The sequence below is a fragment of the Nitratireductor aquibiodomus genome, assembly GCF_900105565.1.
Lineage (GTDB): Bacteria > Pseudomonadota > Alphaproteobacteria > Rhizobiales > Rhizobiaceae > Nitratireductor > Nitratireductor aquibiodomus.
Genome location: NZ_FNSL01000001.1, coordinates 742,622 through 757,794 on the forward strand (window position 1 = coordinate 742,622; position 15,173 = coordinate 757,794).

The 15,173-nt window shown below is 61.0% G+C and carries 14 protein-coding genes and 2 tRNA genes; 7 read left to right on the plus strand and 9 right to left on the minus strand.

From position 1 onward, the window contains the following. Window positions 1–183: 183 nt before the first annotated feature. The 4 genes from BLW55_RS20730 to BLW55_RS03540 all read right to left on the minus strand — a co-directional run bounded on the left by BLW55_RS20730 (window position 184) and on the right by BLW55_RS03540 (window position 4,717). Window positions 184–948: a PopZ family protein gene (locus BLW55_RS20730; RefSeq protein ID WP_244508975.1), complete on the minus strand. Its 765-nt coding sequence runs from the start codon at window positions 946–948 to the stop codon at window positions 184–186. A gap of 262 nt (window positions 949–1,210) precedes the next feature. Further along, on the minus strand, window positions 1,211–2,575 hold the full coding sequence (locus BLW55_RS03530) for a TolC family outer membrane protein (protein ID WP_040665070.1): 1,365 nt from the start codon (window positions 2,573–2,575) through the stop codon (window positions 1,211–1,213). A gap of 207 nt (window positions 2,576–2,782) precedes the next feature. Next, the gene (locus tag BLW55_RS03535) at window positions 2,783–3,457 is read right to left on the minus strand and encodes a protein-L-isoaspartate O-methyltransferase family protein (protein WP_090326728.1); all 675 of its coding nucleotides are present in this window, start codon (window positions 3,455–3,457) and stop codon (window positions 2,783–2,785) included. Window positions 3,458–3,781: 324 nt separating this feature from the next. Next, on the minus strand, window positions 3,782–4,717 hold the full coding sequence (locus tag BLW55_RS03540) for a pirin family protein (protein WP_090326731.1): 936 nt from the start codon (window positions 4,715–4,717) through the stop codon (window positions 3,782–3,784). A gap of 214 nt (window positions 4,718–4,931) precedes the next feature. Between BLW55_RS03540 and BLW55_RS03545 the strand changes: the two genes are divergently transcribed. Next, window positions 4,932–5,507, plus strand: a complete 576-nt coding sequence (locus tag BLW55_RS03545) for a GNAT family N-acetyltransferase (protein WP_090326734.1) — start codon at window positions 4,932–4,934, stop codon at window positions 5,505–5,507. 251 nt (window positions 5,508–5,758) lie between these two features. Here BLW55_RS03545 and BLW55_RS03550 read toward each other — a convergent pair. Both BLW55_RS03550 and BLW55_RS20885 read right to left on the minus strand, forming a co-directional pair. Next, window positions 5,759–5,832, minus strand: a tRNA-Cys gene (locus BLW55_RS03550). Window positions 5,833–5,956: 124 nt separating this feature from the next. Beyond that, on the minus strand, window positions 5,957–6,181 hold the full coding sequence (locus BLW55_RS20885; protein ID WP_425286772.1) for a hypothetical protein: 225 nt from the start codon (window positions 6,179–6,181) through the stop codon (window positions 5,957–5,959). Window positions 6,182–6,428: 247 nt separating this feature from the next. On the opposite strand from BLW55_RS20885, the gene BLW55_RS03560 reads away from it, so the two are divergent. The 4 genes from BLW55_RS03560 to BLW55_RS03575 all read left to right on the plus strand — a co-directional run bounded on the left by BLW55_RS03560 (window position 6,429) and on the right by BLW55_RS03575 (window position 10,102). Then, a tRNA-Asn gene (locus tag BLW55_RS03560) sits at window positions 6,429–6,503 on the plus strand. 189 nt (window positions 6,504–6,692) lie between these two features. Beyond that, window positions 6,693–8,237 (plus strand): CYTH and CHAD domain-containing protein, encoded by a 1,545-nt coding sequence (locus tag BLW55_RS03565; protein ID WP_177175010.1) that lies wholly within the window; start codon window positions 6,693–6,695, stop codon window positions 8,235–8,237. Window positions 8,238–8,386: 149 nt separating this feature from the next. Beyond that, on the plus strand, window positions 8,387–8,629 hold the full coding sequence (locus tag BLW55_RS03570; RefSeq protein ID WP_090326742.1) for a hypothetical protein: 243 nt from the start codon (window positions 8,387–8,389) through the stop codon (window positions 8,627–8,629). Between the two features lie 21 nt (window positions 8,630–8,650). After that, the gene (locus BLW55_RS03575; protein WP_090326745.1) at window positions 8,651–10,102 is read left to right on the plus strand and encodes a cryptochrome/photolyase family protein; all 1,452 of its coding nucleotides are present in this window, start codon (window positions 8,651–8,653) and stop codon (window positions 10,100–10,102) included. 8 nt (window positions 10,103–10,110) lie between these two features. On the opposite strand, the gene BLW55_RS03580 is transcribed toward BLW55_RS03575, so the two are convergent. Then, complete coding sequence (locus BLW55_RS03580; protein WP_007008267.1) at window positions 10,111–10,407, minus strand: Dabb family protein; 297 nt, start codon at window positions 10,405–10,407, stop codon at window positions 10,111–10,113. A 164-nt stretch (window positions 10,408–10,571) separates the two neighbouring features. Further along, window positions 10,572–12,545: a bifunctional 2',3'-cyclic-nucleotide 2'-phosphodiesterase/3'-nucleotidase gene (locus tag BLW55_RS03585; protein WP_090329878.1), complete on the minus strand. Its 1,974-nt coding sequence runs from the start codon at window positions 12,543–12,545 to the stop codon at window positions 10,572–10,574. Between the two features lie 209 nt (window positions 12,546–12,754). Here BLW55_RS03585 and BLW55_RS03590 point away from each other — a divergent pair, with 209 nt between their 5' ends. After that, window positions 12,755–13,405, plus strand: coding sequence for a 5-formyltetrahydrofolate cyclo-ligase (locus BLW55_RS03590; RefSeq protein ID WP_090326748.1), 651 nt, complete (start codon window positions 12,755–12,757; stop codon window positions 13,403–13,405). Between the two features lie 12 nt (window positions 13,406–13,417). On the opposite strand, the gene BLW55_RS03595 is transcribed toward BLW55_RS03590, so the two are convergent. Next, on the minus strand, window positions 13,418–13,891 hold the full coding sequence (locus BLW55_RS03595) for an Lrp/AsnC family transcriptional regulator (protein ID WP_007008270.1): 474 nt from the start codon (window positions 13,889–13,891) through the stop codon (window positions 13,418–13,420). A gap of 150 nt (window positions 13,892–14,041) precedes the next feature. Between BLW55_RS03595 and ald the strand changes: the two genes are divergently transcribed. Further along, window positions 14,042–15,157 (plus strand): alanine dehydrogenase, encoded by a 1,116-nt coding sequence (gene ald / locus BLW55_RS03600; protein ID WP_007008271.1) that lies wholly within the window; start codon window positions 14,042–14,044, stop codon window positions 15,155–15,157. Window positions 15,158–15,173: the final 16 nt, after the last annotated feature.

Sequence of the window (15,173 nt, forward strand, 5' to 3'; positions counted from 1 at the left end):
TTTCCGCGCTAGAGCAATCCCGGAAACGTGAAAACGGCCCCTCCGGAACTGCGTGAAATCAACAGTCGGATCGCTTCACCGTCTTTCTGAAAAACAGCAAAGCCACAGACCCGCAATCTGGTCTGTTCACAGAACGGTGTAAAGCCGAAGGGTCAGATCAAGTCAACCGGCTGGCGGCGCGGCTTATCCGCCGCGCGCGATCCGCTCGATCTCTTCGCGCACGAGGCGCTCCACGATGGTTGGCAGATTGTTGTCGAGCCAGTCCTGGAGCATCGGCCGGAGCATCTCCTCGGCCATCTGGTCGAAATTGCGTCGACGGCTGGCCTCAAAGGCCTCATTCAGTTCGCCGAAAGCAGCCGCCACCTTGCGGCCCGTATATTCGGAAAGGATGCCCTGCCTTGCCTCATCGGCCCGCTCCGCACCCGCGGCAACCGGCATATAGGGTTCGCCCTGCTGCTCCCGATCATCGGTCTCGGCGGCTGGTTCTTTCTGAACAGCCTCAACCTCGGCGAGCCGCTGCACGAGACCCCGATCGATAGCCGGCGCATCATCCTGCGCAGATGCAATGGACGAGACACCGGCAAGCGGCGCCTCCATCGTCTCCGGACGCACATCCTCCTGATGCGCCTGAGAATCGCGCAGCTCTGTTCGAAAACTCTCAACGTCAGCCGAGGCTTCAAAATGCGCCGCCGCGTCCCGCTTTTCTGGCTGGTCTGCTGGCACCTGGCCCTGCTCCACGTTTCCGCTCTGGGGAGCCGTGGCCTCTCGCGCAGCAACAGCGGCAGCGCCCGCATTCTCGGATGACCTCGCCGAAGGCGCATCATTGTCCTCGATGATCCGCCGGATCGACGCGAGTATCTCCTCCATGGAGGGCTCACGCTGACTCCCGTTTGAAGTCAGCGCCTCGACTGCTGCTTCCATCTTCTGCGCCCCGAAACCCTGTGACATAGTCAAACCTGCCGCCTCCAGCTGCGTCCGCTTCACCAACCCTGCCCGGAACGACGTTCTCTCTGCCCGTCCAGGCACCAGTGCAGACGGTCGAATCACAACAGAAAGCGTAACGCACGGGCGGGCGCATGAGAATCCCCGCACCCGTGCAGTTTCAGGTTGCACACAGAAATGCCGGGCTCACGAGAGCCCGGCATTTCTTTATCGCTTGAATATAAGGGAATATGTCCGGACGAAGCCGCCCAGGAAACGCTGACAGGTCTCAGCGACCGTCCGGCGTACGCAGGCCGTACCACTTGTCCTTCACTGCCTGATAATGTTCCTCGGGCCGGTATTCGCTGACCTGAAGACCAAGCCGGCTGGCGGAAAGCCGTCCGGTCGCCGAAAGAATGGCATAGCTGGCAACCACGATGTCACGCTCCGCGCTCACCTGGTTGATCTTCGCGTCGATAACGTCCGCCTGCGCATTCAGGACATCGAGTGTTGTGCGCTGTCCCACATTGCGCTCTTCGATCACACCATTGAGCGCCAGCTGTGCCGCCTGCACCAGTTCCCGGTTGGCAGAAAGCGATTCGCGCGCTGCCTGATACTGGCTCCAGGCCGAAACAACGGCCGCACGAACCTGATCGCGGCTGACATCAAGATTGATGCGCGCCTGACCGAGCGATTCCTTGTTCTTGCGCACCTGCGCCGAGGCCTGACCACCCTGGTAAATCGGCACGGTCAGATTGAGCCCGATGCGCGCGCTATCGCGCGAACCATCGGCAGAAAGGCCCGGCGATGAGTCCTGATAGCTGTGCGAAAGCCCGACAGAACCCGAGACCTGCGGCAGGAATGCGCCTTCCGAAGATTTTACGCGGAACGACGCCGTGTCGATCTGATGCTGGCGCGCCTTGATGACCGGGTGCGCGGCAAGGCCGAGTGAAAGCGCGCTGTCGAGATTCTTGGGAAGCAGCTTCGTCAGCGGCTGCGCCGCCTTCAAATTCTGCGGCGCATCACCGATCAACTGGCGATAGACAGCCGAACTCGATGTCACGGAGGCCCGCGCCGCGCTGAGCTGCGCCAGAGCGGCCTGCCGGCGCGCCTGGGCCTGCGCGACATCCGTGCGCGTTCCCTCGCCCACATCGAAGCGCGAGCGCGCCGAACGCACCTGCTCCTCGAGGAATTCAAGGTTCTGTGCCCGCAGCGCAGCGATCTGACGATCGCGAATGACGTCCATATAGGCGCTGGCCGCGTTGAAAAGCGTATCGAGTTCCTGGTTTCTCAGGGCCTCGTTCGCCGCACGAACCGACGCTTCCGCAGCCTGCACGTTGTTGCGCGTCTGAAAGCCGTCAAAAATTGGCTGCGTCAGCGAGATACCGAATTCACCGGTGCGGATATCGGTGCCGTCATTGTGGGTCAGCGCGAGCGAAGCGGTGCCCTGAACGCGCGGACGCATGCCGGATTTGGCGATGGCGACGTCTTCATCGGTCACCCGGACTCCGGCGCGTTCGGCGTTGAGCGTGGAGTTGTTCTCGTAGGCTTTTGCCAGAGCGCCCAGAATGGTCTCGGCGGAAGCGACGACTGGCGTTGCAATCAACGCGGATGAGGCCACCAGAGGGATAAGGAAACGACGGTAAAAAGGCACGATCTGTCAACCTCGGACTGTTATCGGCAGCCGCGCCATACAGGACACCACCACCCCGACTTATGTGTTCCGGTCTTTCAACCGGCGTCCACGCCCGGGAGACACCAATGACAGCCTGTCCCCCACCCCCAAATCAGGCGCTCTTTCAAATAGATGTTACATCAATCCCTTGATCAATTCCGTTGCAGGAAAGCAACAAGTCACCCCTCAAAACACGAATACCGGCTCTTTTTGGAACCCAGGCAATGGCCGGACCGCCAGATTGAAAGCCGGACGGCTGGAAACGATGCCGTCATCCTTCACAAAAAGATGCGCCTGGGCCGCATTCCCTTCGCCGATCACCGCGACAAGCCGTCCGCCATTGCGCAGTTGATCGAGGAGACTTTGCGGAACATGATCCACCGCCCCGCCAATGACAATCACATCGTAGGGCGCATCGTCGGCATACCCGCCCTGCAGCGCACCACCGACGACAGCCACGTTGACGCAGCCAAGCTCGTTGAGCGCTTCCGTCGCCATACCCGCAAGCCCTTCATCGCTTTCAAGTGCAACGACGAAGCTTGCAAGGCGCGACAGAACCGCCGCCGAATAACCCGATCCCGACCCCACATCGAGAACGACATCGCTCGATTGCACATCGGCAAGCTGGATCAGCTTCCCGAAGGCCGCGGGCTCCATCAGATAGCGGGCGCCATTTCCATCCGCTGCCGGGGCAATTTCAATGTCTTCGTCGATATAGGCGAGCGCCTTCTTTCGTCCCGGCACGAAGGCCTCGCGCGGAATCTCGCCCATCGCGTCCAGAAGCGGGTTGCTCGTCACATCGGACGTCCGCAACTGTCCTTCCACCATATTGGCGCGCTGCTGGGAGAAATCGATTGTCATGCGTCTGCTTCCCGAAGCCTGTTTTCGGACCGTCTGCGGGACAAGCTTCCCGCTTCGCCGAAAACAAAGATTTGACCGGTTTGCTAGCGGCTGCGGTCGCCCCTGTCAATCGCTCTGCGGCAGGCAGGCGTGGACCACTGACACGTCGGGAAACACCTTCGCCCACACACGTCGAACATCGGAGCTCCCGACAGGGAGCACAGTCGCGCCCGGCCTCACAGCCAGAGCACCAGACCGAAAAGTGGAATCCGGTTTTCGGGTCATTCGGGTGCACCTTAAATAATATGGATCGTCCCTTGTGCCTCCAGATGGACGCAAGGCCGCCTAGCCAGGCAATGGAACGAATTCCTCATCGTCTCCCCGCGGCAGATCAAACAGCCCCGCACCCCAGTTTTCCCGGCGCCAGTCATCCTTGGCCGCTTCGATGCGCTCCTTGGAAGAAGCCACGAAGTTCCACCATATGTATCGCGGCCCGCTCATTGTCGCGCCACCCAGAAGCATCAGCCGCGCGCCCTCTGCTCCGGCGCCCACAGTGATGGAATCACCGGGCCGGAACACCATCATTCGTCCGGCTTCAAAGATCTGCCCGGCAACCGAGACCGCCCCCTCCGTCACGTAGATCCCCCGGTCTTCATGATCATCGGGAAGCGGGAAGCGCGCACCGGGTTCGAGCACGACATCGGCATAGAACATGTCTGTGTGGACCGTGGCCGGAGCCTTCTCGCCATAGGCGGCTCCCAGGATCAGCCGCAGGGTCACACCGTCATCGCCAATTTCGGGAAGCGTCTCTTTCTCATGATGTTCGAACGTGGGCTCGGCATCTTCCATCGCTTCCGGCAACGCCACCCAGGTCTGAATGCCGAACAGGCTGTGCGGCCCCTGCCGCGAGGCCGTGCTGGTCCGCTCCGAATGGGAAACACCCCGCCCCGCAACCATCCAGTTCAGCGCGCCGGGATGGATCACCTGATCCGAGCCAATGCTGTCACGATGGTGAAAATCTCCGCGGAAGAGGTAGGTCACGGTCGCCAGCCCGATATGCGGGTGGGGGCGGACGTCGATGCCCTGGCCTGTCAGAAACTCCGCCGGTCCTGCCTGATCGAAAAAGATGAACGGCCCCACCATCTGCCGCTTTGGTGCTGGCAGCGCCCGCCGCACCTCAAAGCCGCCAATGTCGCGGGCACGCGGAATGATCAGCGTTTCGATGGAGTCGGCCTCGGTATCATCCGGGCACCCCGGTGTCAGGGCGGGATTCCAGCTCATGGCAACATCCTTTGCAGCAAACGCGGTCCTGCAAAAGACTATCACCGTGGTCGATGGCCGGAAATGCCGGCACGCATTGACAGTCCGTCACCGGGAGCACTGCGGGACATCTTTAGTGGCGCGGCATTTTGCCAGTCCGCTGCCCCAGACACCTTGCAGGATCAACCGCCGCTCCATAGATGCCCGTGTCCCGGATACCCATACTGGAGACCCTATGGACACCCGCCTGCCACCGGCAGTTCGTTCTGATCGTCTTGAACTACGACCTTTCGTGTCATCCGATCGCCCGGCTTACGATGCCTATCACAGCCGTCCCGAGGTCTACAGGTTTCTCTATGCACCGGTCCCAGGCAAACACGCCCTGTCTGAGCAGTTTGCAGCGTGTCTTCAGCCACGGTTCGAGAACAATGGAGATGCATTGCACCTGGCAGTGATCCGCCGCGAAGATTCCGCACTCCTCGGGGAGGTTCTGCTGAAGATGGCAAGCAAGGACGCGCTTCAAGCGGAGATCGGCTATATCTTCAATCCCGATTTCTCAGGCGCAGGCTATGCCACCGAAGCCGTTCGAATGATGCTCGATATCGGTTTCAGCGAATACGGATTCCATCGGATTTTTGCACGCCTCGATCCGCTGAACAAAGGATCGGTAGGGGTTGTCGAGAGGCTGCGCTTCCGTCGCGAAGCACATCTTCTTCAAAACGACCGCTTCAATGGAGTATGGGGCGATGAGTTCATTTACGCGCTCTTGCAGTCCGAATGGGAAAAAAGAGCACTTTCTGCCAGCTCTTGAACCTGACTGGCGGGCTCTCGACAACCCGCGGCCAATGTCGGCAGCGCCACATTTCAGGAGGTTTCAGCTGGGCTGGTGTGAGCGACGCGGCGCCCGCAAAGAAACGCGCCCTTTTGCCTATACAGCGGGCCGAAAGCCATTGGCGAAGAGACGGCGAATCACAGGGCAGTGCGAAAGGGCTGGAGTGCAGCTCACGCAAAACCGTGTAAGGTCTTCAGATAAAAATTTGAAATCATTTGGAAAAGAGAATTTGGAGGCCTCGCCCGGAATCGAACCGGGGTGCAAGGATTTGCAGTCCTCTGCGTAACCACTCCGCCACGAGGCCATGTCGCAAGCGACACGGGCTGTTCAATAGGTTGCAGCCAATTCCCCGTCAAGCGGGCAAATGTCATTGCCGTGAAATTATCCGGGGAGACCGTGCGATTCGGGAGCGATGAATGGATCACCAGTCACCCAGGCCTATGCTTTCCATCCCTGCGACGGCTCCACCAGACGGCGGCCTTGCGCCGCTGCCGCCTCACTGATGCGATGTCATACGAGAGGATCAGCAATCCGAGTGGAATCATCCAGAACCCGAGCACGGGCAGAAACCCGAACAATCCCAGGACGACGAGCAGGCACCCCCCTCCGATTCTCGCGAGCCGAGACCTGGGAATCGGTATCCGTTTTCCCATGAGGGAAACCGACGGTCGCCCCTTCTCCTTCGCTTCGCAGTTCCTGTTTTGCTTCACCATATACGTTCCATAGCCCTCTACCGGCCCTCACACGCTGTCTGCCCATCAATGCCGGACCTTCCATATGCGTTGCAAAGTCCACCGATGGGAGGGGCTGTTTGAAAAAAACGGCAAAAATCACATTTGGCGCTTTGCAAAGCTGAATTTGGTTTGCTATAGGCACGCTCACTCGCATGAGCACAGGCGTTCCCCGGTAGCTCAGTGGTAGAGCAACCGGCTGTTAACCGGTTGGTCGCTGGTTCGAATCCGGCCCGGGGAGCCACTTTTCAGGAAAATATCCAGCATGCACCGCAGTTTCGTCGCTGCGCTTGCTCCTGCACGTCGGCCAAGGCAGACACCGGAGCAGATGCACAGCACTCCGGGCGAGCGTTTTCATCAAGTGCAGAACCGGTTTAGGATAAATCCGTAGCGTAGCGCGTTCGTTTTGCAGGCTTGTGTGCGGGGTACCTTCTTGTCCGAAGTCGAGTTGAAGCTGTTGCTGGAAAAGCAGCAAGTGCCCGACCTGCTCGCGCGCATCGAACGATTGCCCGATGATGCGCACAGGGTGCACGAAAGCCGGCTTCTGCGCAGCATCTACCTCGACACACCGGATGGTGTCCTGCGCGCAAACGGCATCTCCCTGCGCCTGCGGCGCGACGGCAGGCGCTGGCTTCAGACCGTCAAGCTCAACGGTTCCATCGCGGGAGGTCTTTCCAGGGTCACTGAGATCGAGCAGCCCGCCCCCACGGGCGCAGTCTCGGTCGATGCGATCGAAAACGATGAGGTCCGGGACCGACTAAGGAAGCTGGTGAAAGACGCGCCGCTGCAGACGGTCGCAGAAACCCACATCCGCCGCACACAGGTCGATCTTCATCTTGATGACGGCACCAGGGCCGAGCTTGCGGTGGACAGCGGCGCCATCAAGGCTGCCGGTCGCAGCGAAAACCTGAACGAACTCGAGATCGAACTGGTCGCGGGAAAGCCAGTCGGGCTTTACAGGGCTGCGCGCATGATTCTGCCCGAAGGCGCCCTGCGCTTTTCGCGCTTTTCGAAAGCCGCGCGCAGCTTTCTCCTCGCCGAACACGGGCACATCGAGCCCCCTGCCGGACCGCAGAGGGCAAGGTCTGTGCCGATCGGCCGCAAGGACGGCATTCACAAAGCCGCCCGCGACATATTGCAGGAATGTCTGGCCCAGATCGCAGCAAACATCGAAGCCATCCAGCAGACCGACGAAATGGAAGGCCCGCACCAGTTGCGCATCGGCCTTCGGCGCCTGCGCAGCGCACTCGCTCTCTTCGCCGGCGCGCTGGAGCCGTCAGCCGTCGTGCATTACAAGAAAGAAGCACGCTGGCTGGGGCGCGAAGTCGGTCGCCTGCGCGACCTCGAAGTGGTCCTCAACGATATTGCAAAACCGTTCTTCGCGGATGCACCCCGGTCGCCCGGCGCGGCACTCGTCCTCGGCACACTGCAGCGACACGCAGGCGAGGTCCGTACCGACCTCCGGCAGGCTCTCTCGGCAGAACGCGTGAACGAATTCCTGCTTGGCCTCTCGGAACTGACTGAGACAGGCGTTCATGAAAAGCCGCCCGTTCCCGGGAACCTGAGAGATCTGGCGAGCGGCATGCTCGAAAAGCGCTGGAAGCACGTCTTTGCGCACGCCCGAGGGATCGATGCCTTCGCCGTGGATGAAAAGCATGTGTTACGCAAGGAACTGAAGAAGCTCCGCTATGCGATCGAATTCCTCGGCCCGCTCTATGCACCCGCCGGCGTGAAGCGCATGACCGGCAGGCTCAAGACCCTACAGACCGTATTTGGCAGCCTCAACGACGCGGCTGTCGCCGATGTGATCCTGAGCAAGCCTCCCCTCTCCTCCATCAACGACCTTGCCGCGCAACGTGCCATCGGCCGTCTGCTTGGAACCTGCGAGACCCGCACGCTTTACGATTGGCCAGCCGCCAGGGACCACTGGAAGACGCTGAAGGAGTGCCGGCCATTCTGGAAGCGGCGCGCGAGGTAAAACGGCAATTCCGCCCACCCGCACAGACTTGAACATCAAGCCTGATTCCAGGTCCCGTCCGAACACGGATTCGTGAGCAGGCGACGATCCACGGAACGTTTTCCGACCCCGCCGATTGTACCAGAATACAAAAGATTCGGGCGGGCAGGATGAAACAGAAGAACAAAACGCAACCTCCGGTCACACTGGAAAGCTTATCCAATGCGCTTCCAGCGGATGTCGTCGCGGCACTCGATCGCTTCAGCGCCATGGAGGGCGCCGGCATGACACGAGAGCAAGCGCTCGTCACCGCACTCAGAACATGGGCCCTTTCCAGAGGGCTGCTGCGCACCGAAAACGACGGCAATGATGGTTTGCGACCCGAGCAGCTCAACGCAACAAACGACGATTGACCCCCACGCATGGAAGATCACATGACCCCTGAGAACGACCGGCGCCCGGTTTTGCTCCTGTTCCGGCATGATCTGCGTCTGTCGGATAATCTCGCCCTTTGCGCCGCCGCCGAAACGGGACTCCCCATCGTGGCCGCGTTCATTCTCGACGAGGAAAGCGAAGGCATCCGGCCGCTCGGCGGCGCACGCCGCTGGTGGCTGCATCACAGCCTTGCAGCACTGGCTGAGGATCTGGGAAAACATGGTCTGAAACTCGTCCTGCGCAGGGGCTCCATGGCCAGGACTGCGCTCGCACTGGCCGACGAGACCCGTGCCTGCACCGTCTATTGGAACCGGCGCTACGACCCCGCCGGCATCGCCGCCGACACCGACTTGAAAGCTGGCCTCAGGGACCGCGGCATCGAAGCGCAAAGTTTCGCTGGCCATCTGCTGCACGAACCGTGGCGACTGAAGACCGGATCGGGCGGGCCCTACCGGGTCTTCACGCCCTTCTGGCGGGCCCTGCTCGATTCCGTACACCCGCGCCCGCCCGCCGACCGACCCGAAACGCTCACGCCCTGCAGGGAAGCAGTGGCAGGCGACAGGCTTGAGGACTGGAAGCTCCTGCCGACGAAACCTGACTGGGCGACGGGCCTGCGGGAAACCTGGGAACCCGGAGAGGCTGGCGCCCGCAAGAGGCTGACAGCGTTTCTCGACGGTGCCGGCGAAGGATACAAGACCCGCCGCGATCTCATGGCCGAGGCCGGGACATCCGGCATTTCACCGCATCTCGCCCACGGCGAAATCACGCCATTCCAGATCTGGCAGACGCTTGAAAGCGACAGCAGCATTGCCGACGGGGATCTGCAGGCCTTTCGCAGGGAGATCGGCTGGCGCGAATTCTGCTGGCATCTTCTTTTTCACAATCCGAAGCTCGCCACAGAAAATTTCAATCGTAACTTCGATGCGTTTCCCTGGCGTGGAGACGATACCGCCCTTCGCCACTGGCAACGCGGCGAAACCGGTTATCCCGTCGTCGACGCGGCCATGCGCCAGCTCTGGCAGACCGGCTGGATGCACAATCGCGCACGCATGGTCGTCGCCTCTTTCCTCGTCAAGCATCTGGGCATCCACTGGCGTGAGGGGGAGGCGTGGTTCTGGGACACGCTTGTCGACGCCGATCCCGCCTCCAACCCGGCCAACTGGCAATGGGTCGCGGGTTCCGGTGCGGATGCGGCCCCCTTCTTCCGCATCTTCAACCCCGTGCTTCAGGGTCAGAAGTTCGATCCCGTGGGCGATTACGTGCGGCGGTACGTGCCGGAACTGGATGCGCTCCCCGACAAGCATCTGCACCAGCCGTGGAAAGCCCCCGAAGAGGCTTGCGGCAAGGCTGGCGTAAAACTTGGTGACACCTATCCCCGCCCTCTGGTCGACCACAGGGCGGCCCGCGAACGCGCGCTGGACGCCTATAAATCGGTCAAAAACGCCGGCTGACGTGCCCGTCAGTCGGTTTTCCGGGAAACGAAATCGGCGGCGATGCGCATCTCGCGCAGGGGCCGCACCCTGGCCGTACACGCCTCATAGATCGGGTCTGCCTTGTATGCTGCCAGCGCCGCTTCGTCGCGGAACTCCGCGTAAACGATGACATCCACTTCGGTGCCGATCTGGTCGACCTTGCGGTTGATGCCAACCTCGAAAAAATCGGAGTGCGGAATATCGGCCAGCATACGCAGGCCCTCGGCAATCCGCTCCACGTCGGCCTCGTCTCTGGCGCTGAAGAAAACGATGTGTCGAATCACGGGCCTGTCTCCTGAAAATGTGCCCGCAAATCGCGCCGCATCGCCTGAATGTCAATGCAGCGTCACGCCGCAGGAGCGGAATCAAAACCTCAACGCCGCCGAACAAAAGACTGTTTCGCAAAGAAAAAAGGCCAGGCGCAAAGCCCAGCCCTTCCTGCCCCTGGCTAAAGCGTGATGCGGTAGAGCGCAAAACCTTCCTGCCCTTCGCCAGCCGGTTCAATCGAAACACCCTCGACACTCGACGCGAATTCCGCGCCTTTGGGGCCTGTCTCGAAAAGAACCGACGTGTCGGCCAGAGGCTTGAAGGTCCAGTTGGCGTCTGCGGATGGGTTGATGGTTCCCTGCTCCACGATATAGCGCACGATCACATCGCGATTCGTGTCCGGTGCAGCAAAGATCACCTTGTCCGGCCCTATCCCCGGAAAATTGCCTCCGCCCCCACCACGGTAATTGTTCGTAGCGACGATGAATTTCTGAGCCGGGTCGACCGCCGCGCCATTGAACTGCAGATCCACGATGCGGTTCGAATCCGCGTTCAAGAGCTCGCCCTTGGACGAATATTTCGGTGGCTGGGACAGGTCTATCCGATAGGTCACGCCGTCGATCACGTCGAAATTGTAGGACGGGAACGAGGGGTCGAGCAGCGGCTGGTCCGACTTGCCGGGTTCCACCAGATTGAAAATGCCGGCCGACATCTCCAGCCATTCCTTCAAATCCGCACCCGTCACCAGAACGGCCTGCACCGTGTTGGGATAAAGATAAAGATCGGCGACGTTTTTGATCGCCACATCGCCCGCTGGCACATCCGTGTAATAGTCCGGACCGCCGCGCCCGCCGGCCTTGAAGGGCGCAGCCGCCGAAAGCACGGGCAGATCCCGGTATTCGCCATCCTTCAGCATGTCGGTGATGTACCAGGTCTGTGCCTGGCTCACGATCTGCACGGATGGGTCGTCGGCCACCAGCGCGAAATAGGAATGCAGCGGCGCAGACGTCTTGCCCACCGCGGTGCGCACATATTTCAGCGTTGCCTCGTGGTCTTCGCGCACCGCTTCCTCGACCTCCGCCTTGCTTTCGACCAGCGGCTCGGTCTGGCGTTCCACACGCTTGAAAATTGGGCGCGCCTCGGACGTCGCGTTCACCACCACCCAGCTCTGCCCGTCCCTTTCCAGAAGCAGGTCGATCAGACCCAGATGCGATCCCCAGAAGCCACCCATGACGGCAGGTTTCCCGGCAATCGTGCCCCTGGCGTTGTCGACACCTTCAAGCCCTTCAAACTTCGGACCGGGAAAATCGAGATGGCTGTGCCCGGTCACGATGGCGTCGATACCCTCGACACCGGCAAGTAGCAGCGAAGCGTTCTCGAGATTTTCCTCATACTGCGCCGGGCCAATGCCCGAATGCGACAGCGCCACCACGATATCGGCGCCCTCCTCGCGCATCTGCGGAACCCAGGCCTCCGCCGCCCGAACGATGTCGCGTGTCATCGCCTTGCCGGTCAGATGCTTGGAATCCCAATTCATGATTTGAGGCGGCACGAAGCCGATAAGCCCCACGCGGATCGGGTGCTCCGCGCCATCGCCGTCCTTCACCATCCGGTCAAGGATCACGTAGGGTTTCAGGAACAAGTCATCGCCGCGGCCGCTGGCGGCAAGCTGCCCCTTGGTCAGGTTGGCGCAGACAAAGGGGAAATTCGCGCCCGCAAGCACCTTGAACATGAAATCGAGCCCGTAATTGAACTCGTGATTGCCAAGCGTCGAGCAATCATAGCCGAGCGTGTTCATCCCCTTGATGACAGGGTGGATGTCGCCCTCGCGCATGCCGCGCTCATAGGCGATGTAATCGCCCATTGGGTTGCCCTGGAGGAAATCGCCATTGTCGACGAGGATCGAGTTCGTTGCCTCGGCGCGGATTGCGTCGATGATAGACGCCGTGCGGGCGAGCCCCATCGTGTCATTGGGCTTGTCGGCGTAATAATCGTAGGGAAAGACATGCACATGCAGGTCGGTGGTTTCCATAATGCGCAGATGCGCCTGGTTCACCGAAGCCTTGGCGGAAAAAGGGTGCATCAGCACCAGAGAACCTGCAGCAGCCGAGCCTGCTAAAAACGAACGGCGGGACATGGAGGCGTATGCGGACATCATGATCGTCTCTCCTGGGCCTTTGAAAAGGAACCGGCGAAGGAGCATGATTGCGCCGTCGCGCCGAGACTTCCAGCAAAATCTCGTGACGCGCGCATGACAGTCGACCGGCACGTTGTGAGCGAACCCTGTCGCATGCAGAACAGCGCCCGGACAGCAAATGCAGCAGCATCGGATCCGGCTGCAGCGAATGCGGAGGAGACGCGAGGATGAGCGACACACCGGGCGACAGAACCAGGCCTCATGCCTCGCCACCCTGTTTCATGCATGAACTGGACGGTCGCGCCGGCATCTCAAGCGCGGAAGTCTGGCCGGAGGTGCGTCGCTGGCGCAAGGCCACGCGCGACCGCCTGATCGCCGAGCGCCTAGCCGTTCCCGCCGCCGAACGCACCCACCTTGCAGACATCATCGCGCAGAAGCTCGACGCTCTGATCGGCGATCCATCGGGCCGCGTGATCGGCCTCTACTGGCCGTTCCGGGGCGAGCCGGACCTGCGCCCATGGCTTGCCACGCTCCATGATCGCGGTGCCATGACGGCCCTGCCGGTCGTCATCCAGAAAGCCGCGCCCCTTGTCTTTCGCCCCTATCGTCCCGGAGACACACTCGAACGCGGTGTCTGGAACATCCCCGTTCCGGCAACCGACAAAGAGATCGTTCCCGATATCGTCGTCTCGCCGCTGGTCGGTTTCGATAAAGGCAACTACAGGCTGGGCTATGGTGGTGGATTCTATGACCGCACGATTGCCGCCCTGCCGAGAAAGCCGCTGCTCGTCGGCATCGGATACGCCTTCTCGCAACTCCCGACGATCTATCCCCAGCCGCACGACATTCCGATGGATCGCATCGTCACCGCCGGCTGATGCCCACCGGCCTCACGCCATCTGCGGCTTCAGCCCCACGCCTGTCCGGTCGACCACCTCGCGCAATGCAAAAGCCGAGTTGATCTTGATCACGTGCGGCATGCCCGTCAGCCACTCCTTGTGGACACGCTCATAGTCCTGCAGGTCGCGCGCAGCGATCCGCAGAATATAGTCGTACTCACCCGACATCAGATGGCAGGACACCACATTCGGGCAACGCTGCACGGCTGCTTCGAACTCGCTGAGCGTCCGCTCGAACTGTCCCGACAGCGAAATATGCACAATCACCGTAACCCCATGTCCAAGGGCTGCATTTGAGAGCCGGGCGTGGTATCCCTTGACAACACCGCTCTTCTCCAGATTGTCGAGACGGCGGGAACAGGCCGACTGGGAGAGCCCCACCTTCTCAGCAAGCGCCGAATTGGAGATCCGCCCATCCTTCTGGAGCACTTCCAGAATAGCGATATCAATCCTATCAAGGGCCATAAATCGAACTTCCTCCCATAGAATTTCTATTTTGCGCAAAAAATAGCGAAAAACACCACCAAGCGCAAACATCTTCGCAAAGACGTTCGGCCAGTTTTGTGGTCTCATTCATTAAGCCAGAAAATTCGCAAAACGTCGGAGGAGACACGGATGCGCGTCGGCTGCCCGAAGGAAATCAAGAATCATGAATACCGCGTCGGCCTGACACCGGGCTCCGTGCGCGAATATGTGGCGCACGGACACGATGTGCTCGTGGAAGCCGGCGCTGGTGCCGGCATCGGTGCCGACGACAACGCCTACCGTGCAGCCGGCGCCACCATCGCCAGCTCGGCCGAAGAGGTTTTCACCAGGTCGGACATGATCGTTAAGGTCAAGGAGCCGCAACCCTCGGAATGGGTGCAACTCCGCGAAGACCAGATCCTCTACACCTATCTCCACCTGGCGCCCGATCCGGATCAGACACGCGGCCTGGTCGATTCCGGCGTCACTGCCATCGCCTACGAGACCGTCACCGACGCGCGCGGTGGGCTTCCACTTCTCGCTCCGATGTCCGAGGTCGCGGGCCGCCTTGCCATCCAGGCAGGCGCCACCGCGCTTCAGAAAGCCAATGGTGGACGCGGCGTGCTGCTTGGCGGCGTGCCCGGCGTTCTGCCCGGCAAGGTTGCCATCATCGGCGGCGGCGTGGTGGGCCTCAATGCGGCCAAGATGGCGGTCGGCCTCGGTGCCGATGTGACGATCATCGACCGCTCTATCCCCCGCCTGCGCGAGCTGGATGACATCTTTAACGGCCGCGTCCACACGCGCTATTCCACCGTCGAGGCACTTGAGGAAGAGTGCTTCTCCTCCGATGTCATCGTCGGTGCCGTGCTCATTCCGGGCGCTGCAGCGCCCAAACTGGTCACCCGCGAGATGCTTTCGGGCATGAAGAAGGGCGCCGTGCTGGTCGACGTCGCCATCGATCAGGGTGGCTGCTTCGAAACCTCGCATGCGACCACCCATTCTGACCCCACATACGAGGTCGATGACATCATCCACTATTGCGTGGCCAACATGCCGGGTGCCGTTCCCGTCACCTCCGCGCATGCGCTGAACAACGCCACGCTGCACTATGGCCTTCAGCTTGCCGACAAGGGCCTCAAGGCACTCGTCGACGATCAGAACCTGCGCAATGGCCTGAACGTCCACAAGGGCCGCATCACCAATCAGGCCGTTGCCGAAGCGTTGGGCTACGAAATGGCCGAGCCAAAATCCGCGCTCGCCGCCTGAGAATAAACACTCTGCC

Excerpts from the sequence above, each read along its gene's own strand:
- BLW55_RS03545 (WP_090326734.1), top strand. The coding sequence starts at position 4,932 with ATGGACACCCGCCTGCCACCGGCAGTTCGTTCTGATCGTCTTGAACTA.
- BLW55_RS20885 (WP_425286772.1), bottom strand. The coding sequence starts at position 6,181 with ATGGGAAAACGGATACCGATTCCCAGGTCTCGGCTCGCGAGAATCGGA.
- BLW55_RS03595 (WP_007008270.1), bottom strand. The coding sequence starts at position 13,891 with ATGGCCCTTGATAGGATTGATATCGCTATTCTGGAAGTGCTCCAGAAG.
- BLW55_RS20730 (WP_244508975.1), bottom strand. The coding sequence starts at position 948 with ATGTCACAGGGTTTCGGGGCGCAGAAGATGGAAGCAGCAGTCGAGGCG.
- BLW55_RS03590 (WP_090326748.1), top strand. The coding sequence starts at position 12,755 with ATGAGCGACACACCGGGCGACAGAACCAGGCCTCATGCCTCGCCACCC.
- BLW55_RS03535 (WP_090326728.1), bottom strand. The coding sequence starts at position 3,457 with ATGACAATCGATTTCTCCCAGCAGCGCGCCAATATGGTGGAAGGACAG.
- BLW55_RS03585 (WP_090329878.1), bottom strand. The coding sequence starts at position 12,545 with ATGTCCGCATACGCCTCCATGTCCCGCCGTTCGTTTTTAGCAGGCTCG.
- ald (WP_007008271.1), top strand. The coding sequence starts at position 14,042 with ATGCGCGTCGGCTGCCCGAAGGAAATCAAGAATCATGAATACCGCGTC.
- BLW55_RS03575 (WP_090326745.1), top strand. The coding sequence starts at position 8,651 with ATGACCCCTGAGAACGACCGGCGCCCGGTTTTGCTCCTGTTCCGGCAT.
- BLW55_RS03570 (WP_090326742.1), top strand. The coding sequence starts at position 8,387 with ATGAAACAGAAGAACAAAACGCAACCTCCGGTCACACTGGAAAGCTTA.
- BLW55_RS03540 (WP_090326731.1), bottom strand. The coding sequence starts at position 4,717 with ATGAGCTGGAATCCCGCCCTGACACCGGGGTGCCCGGATGATACCGAG.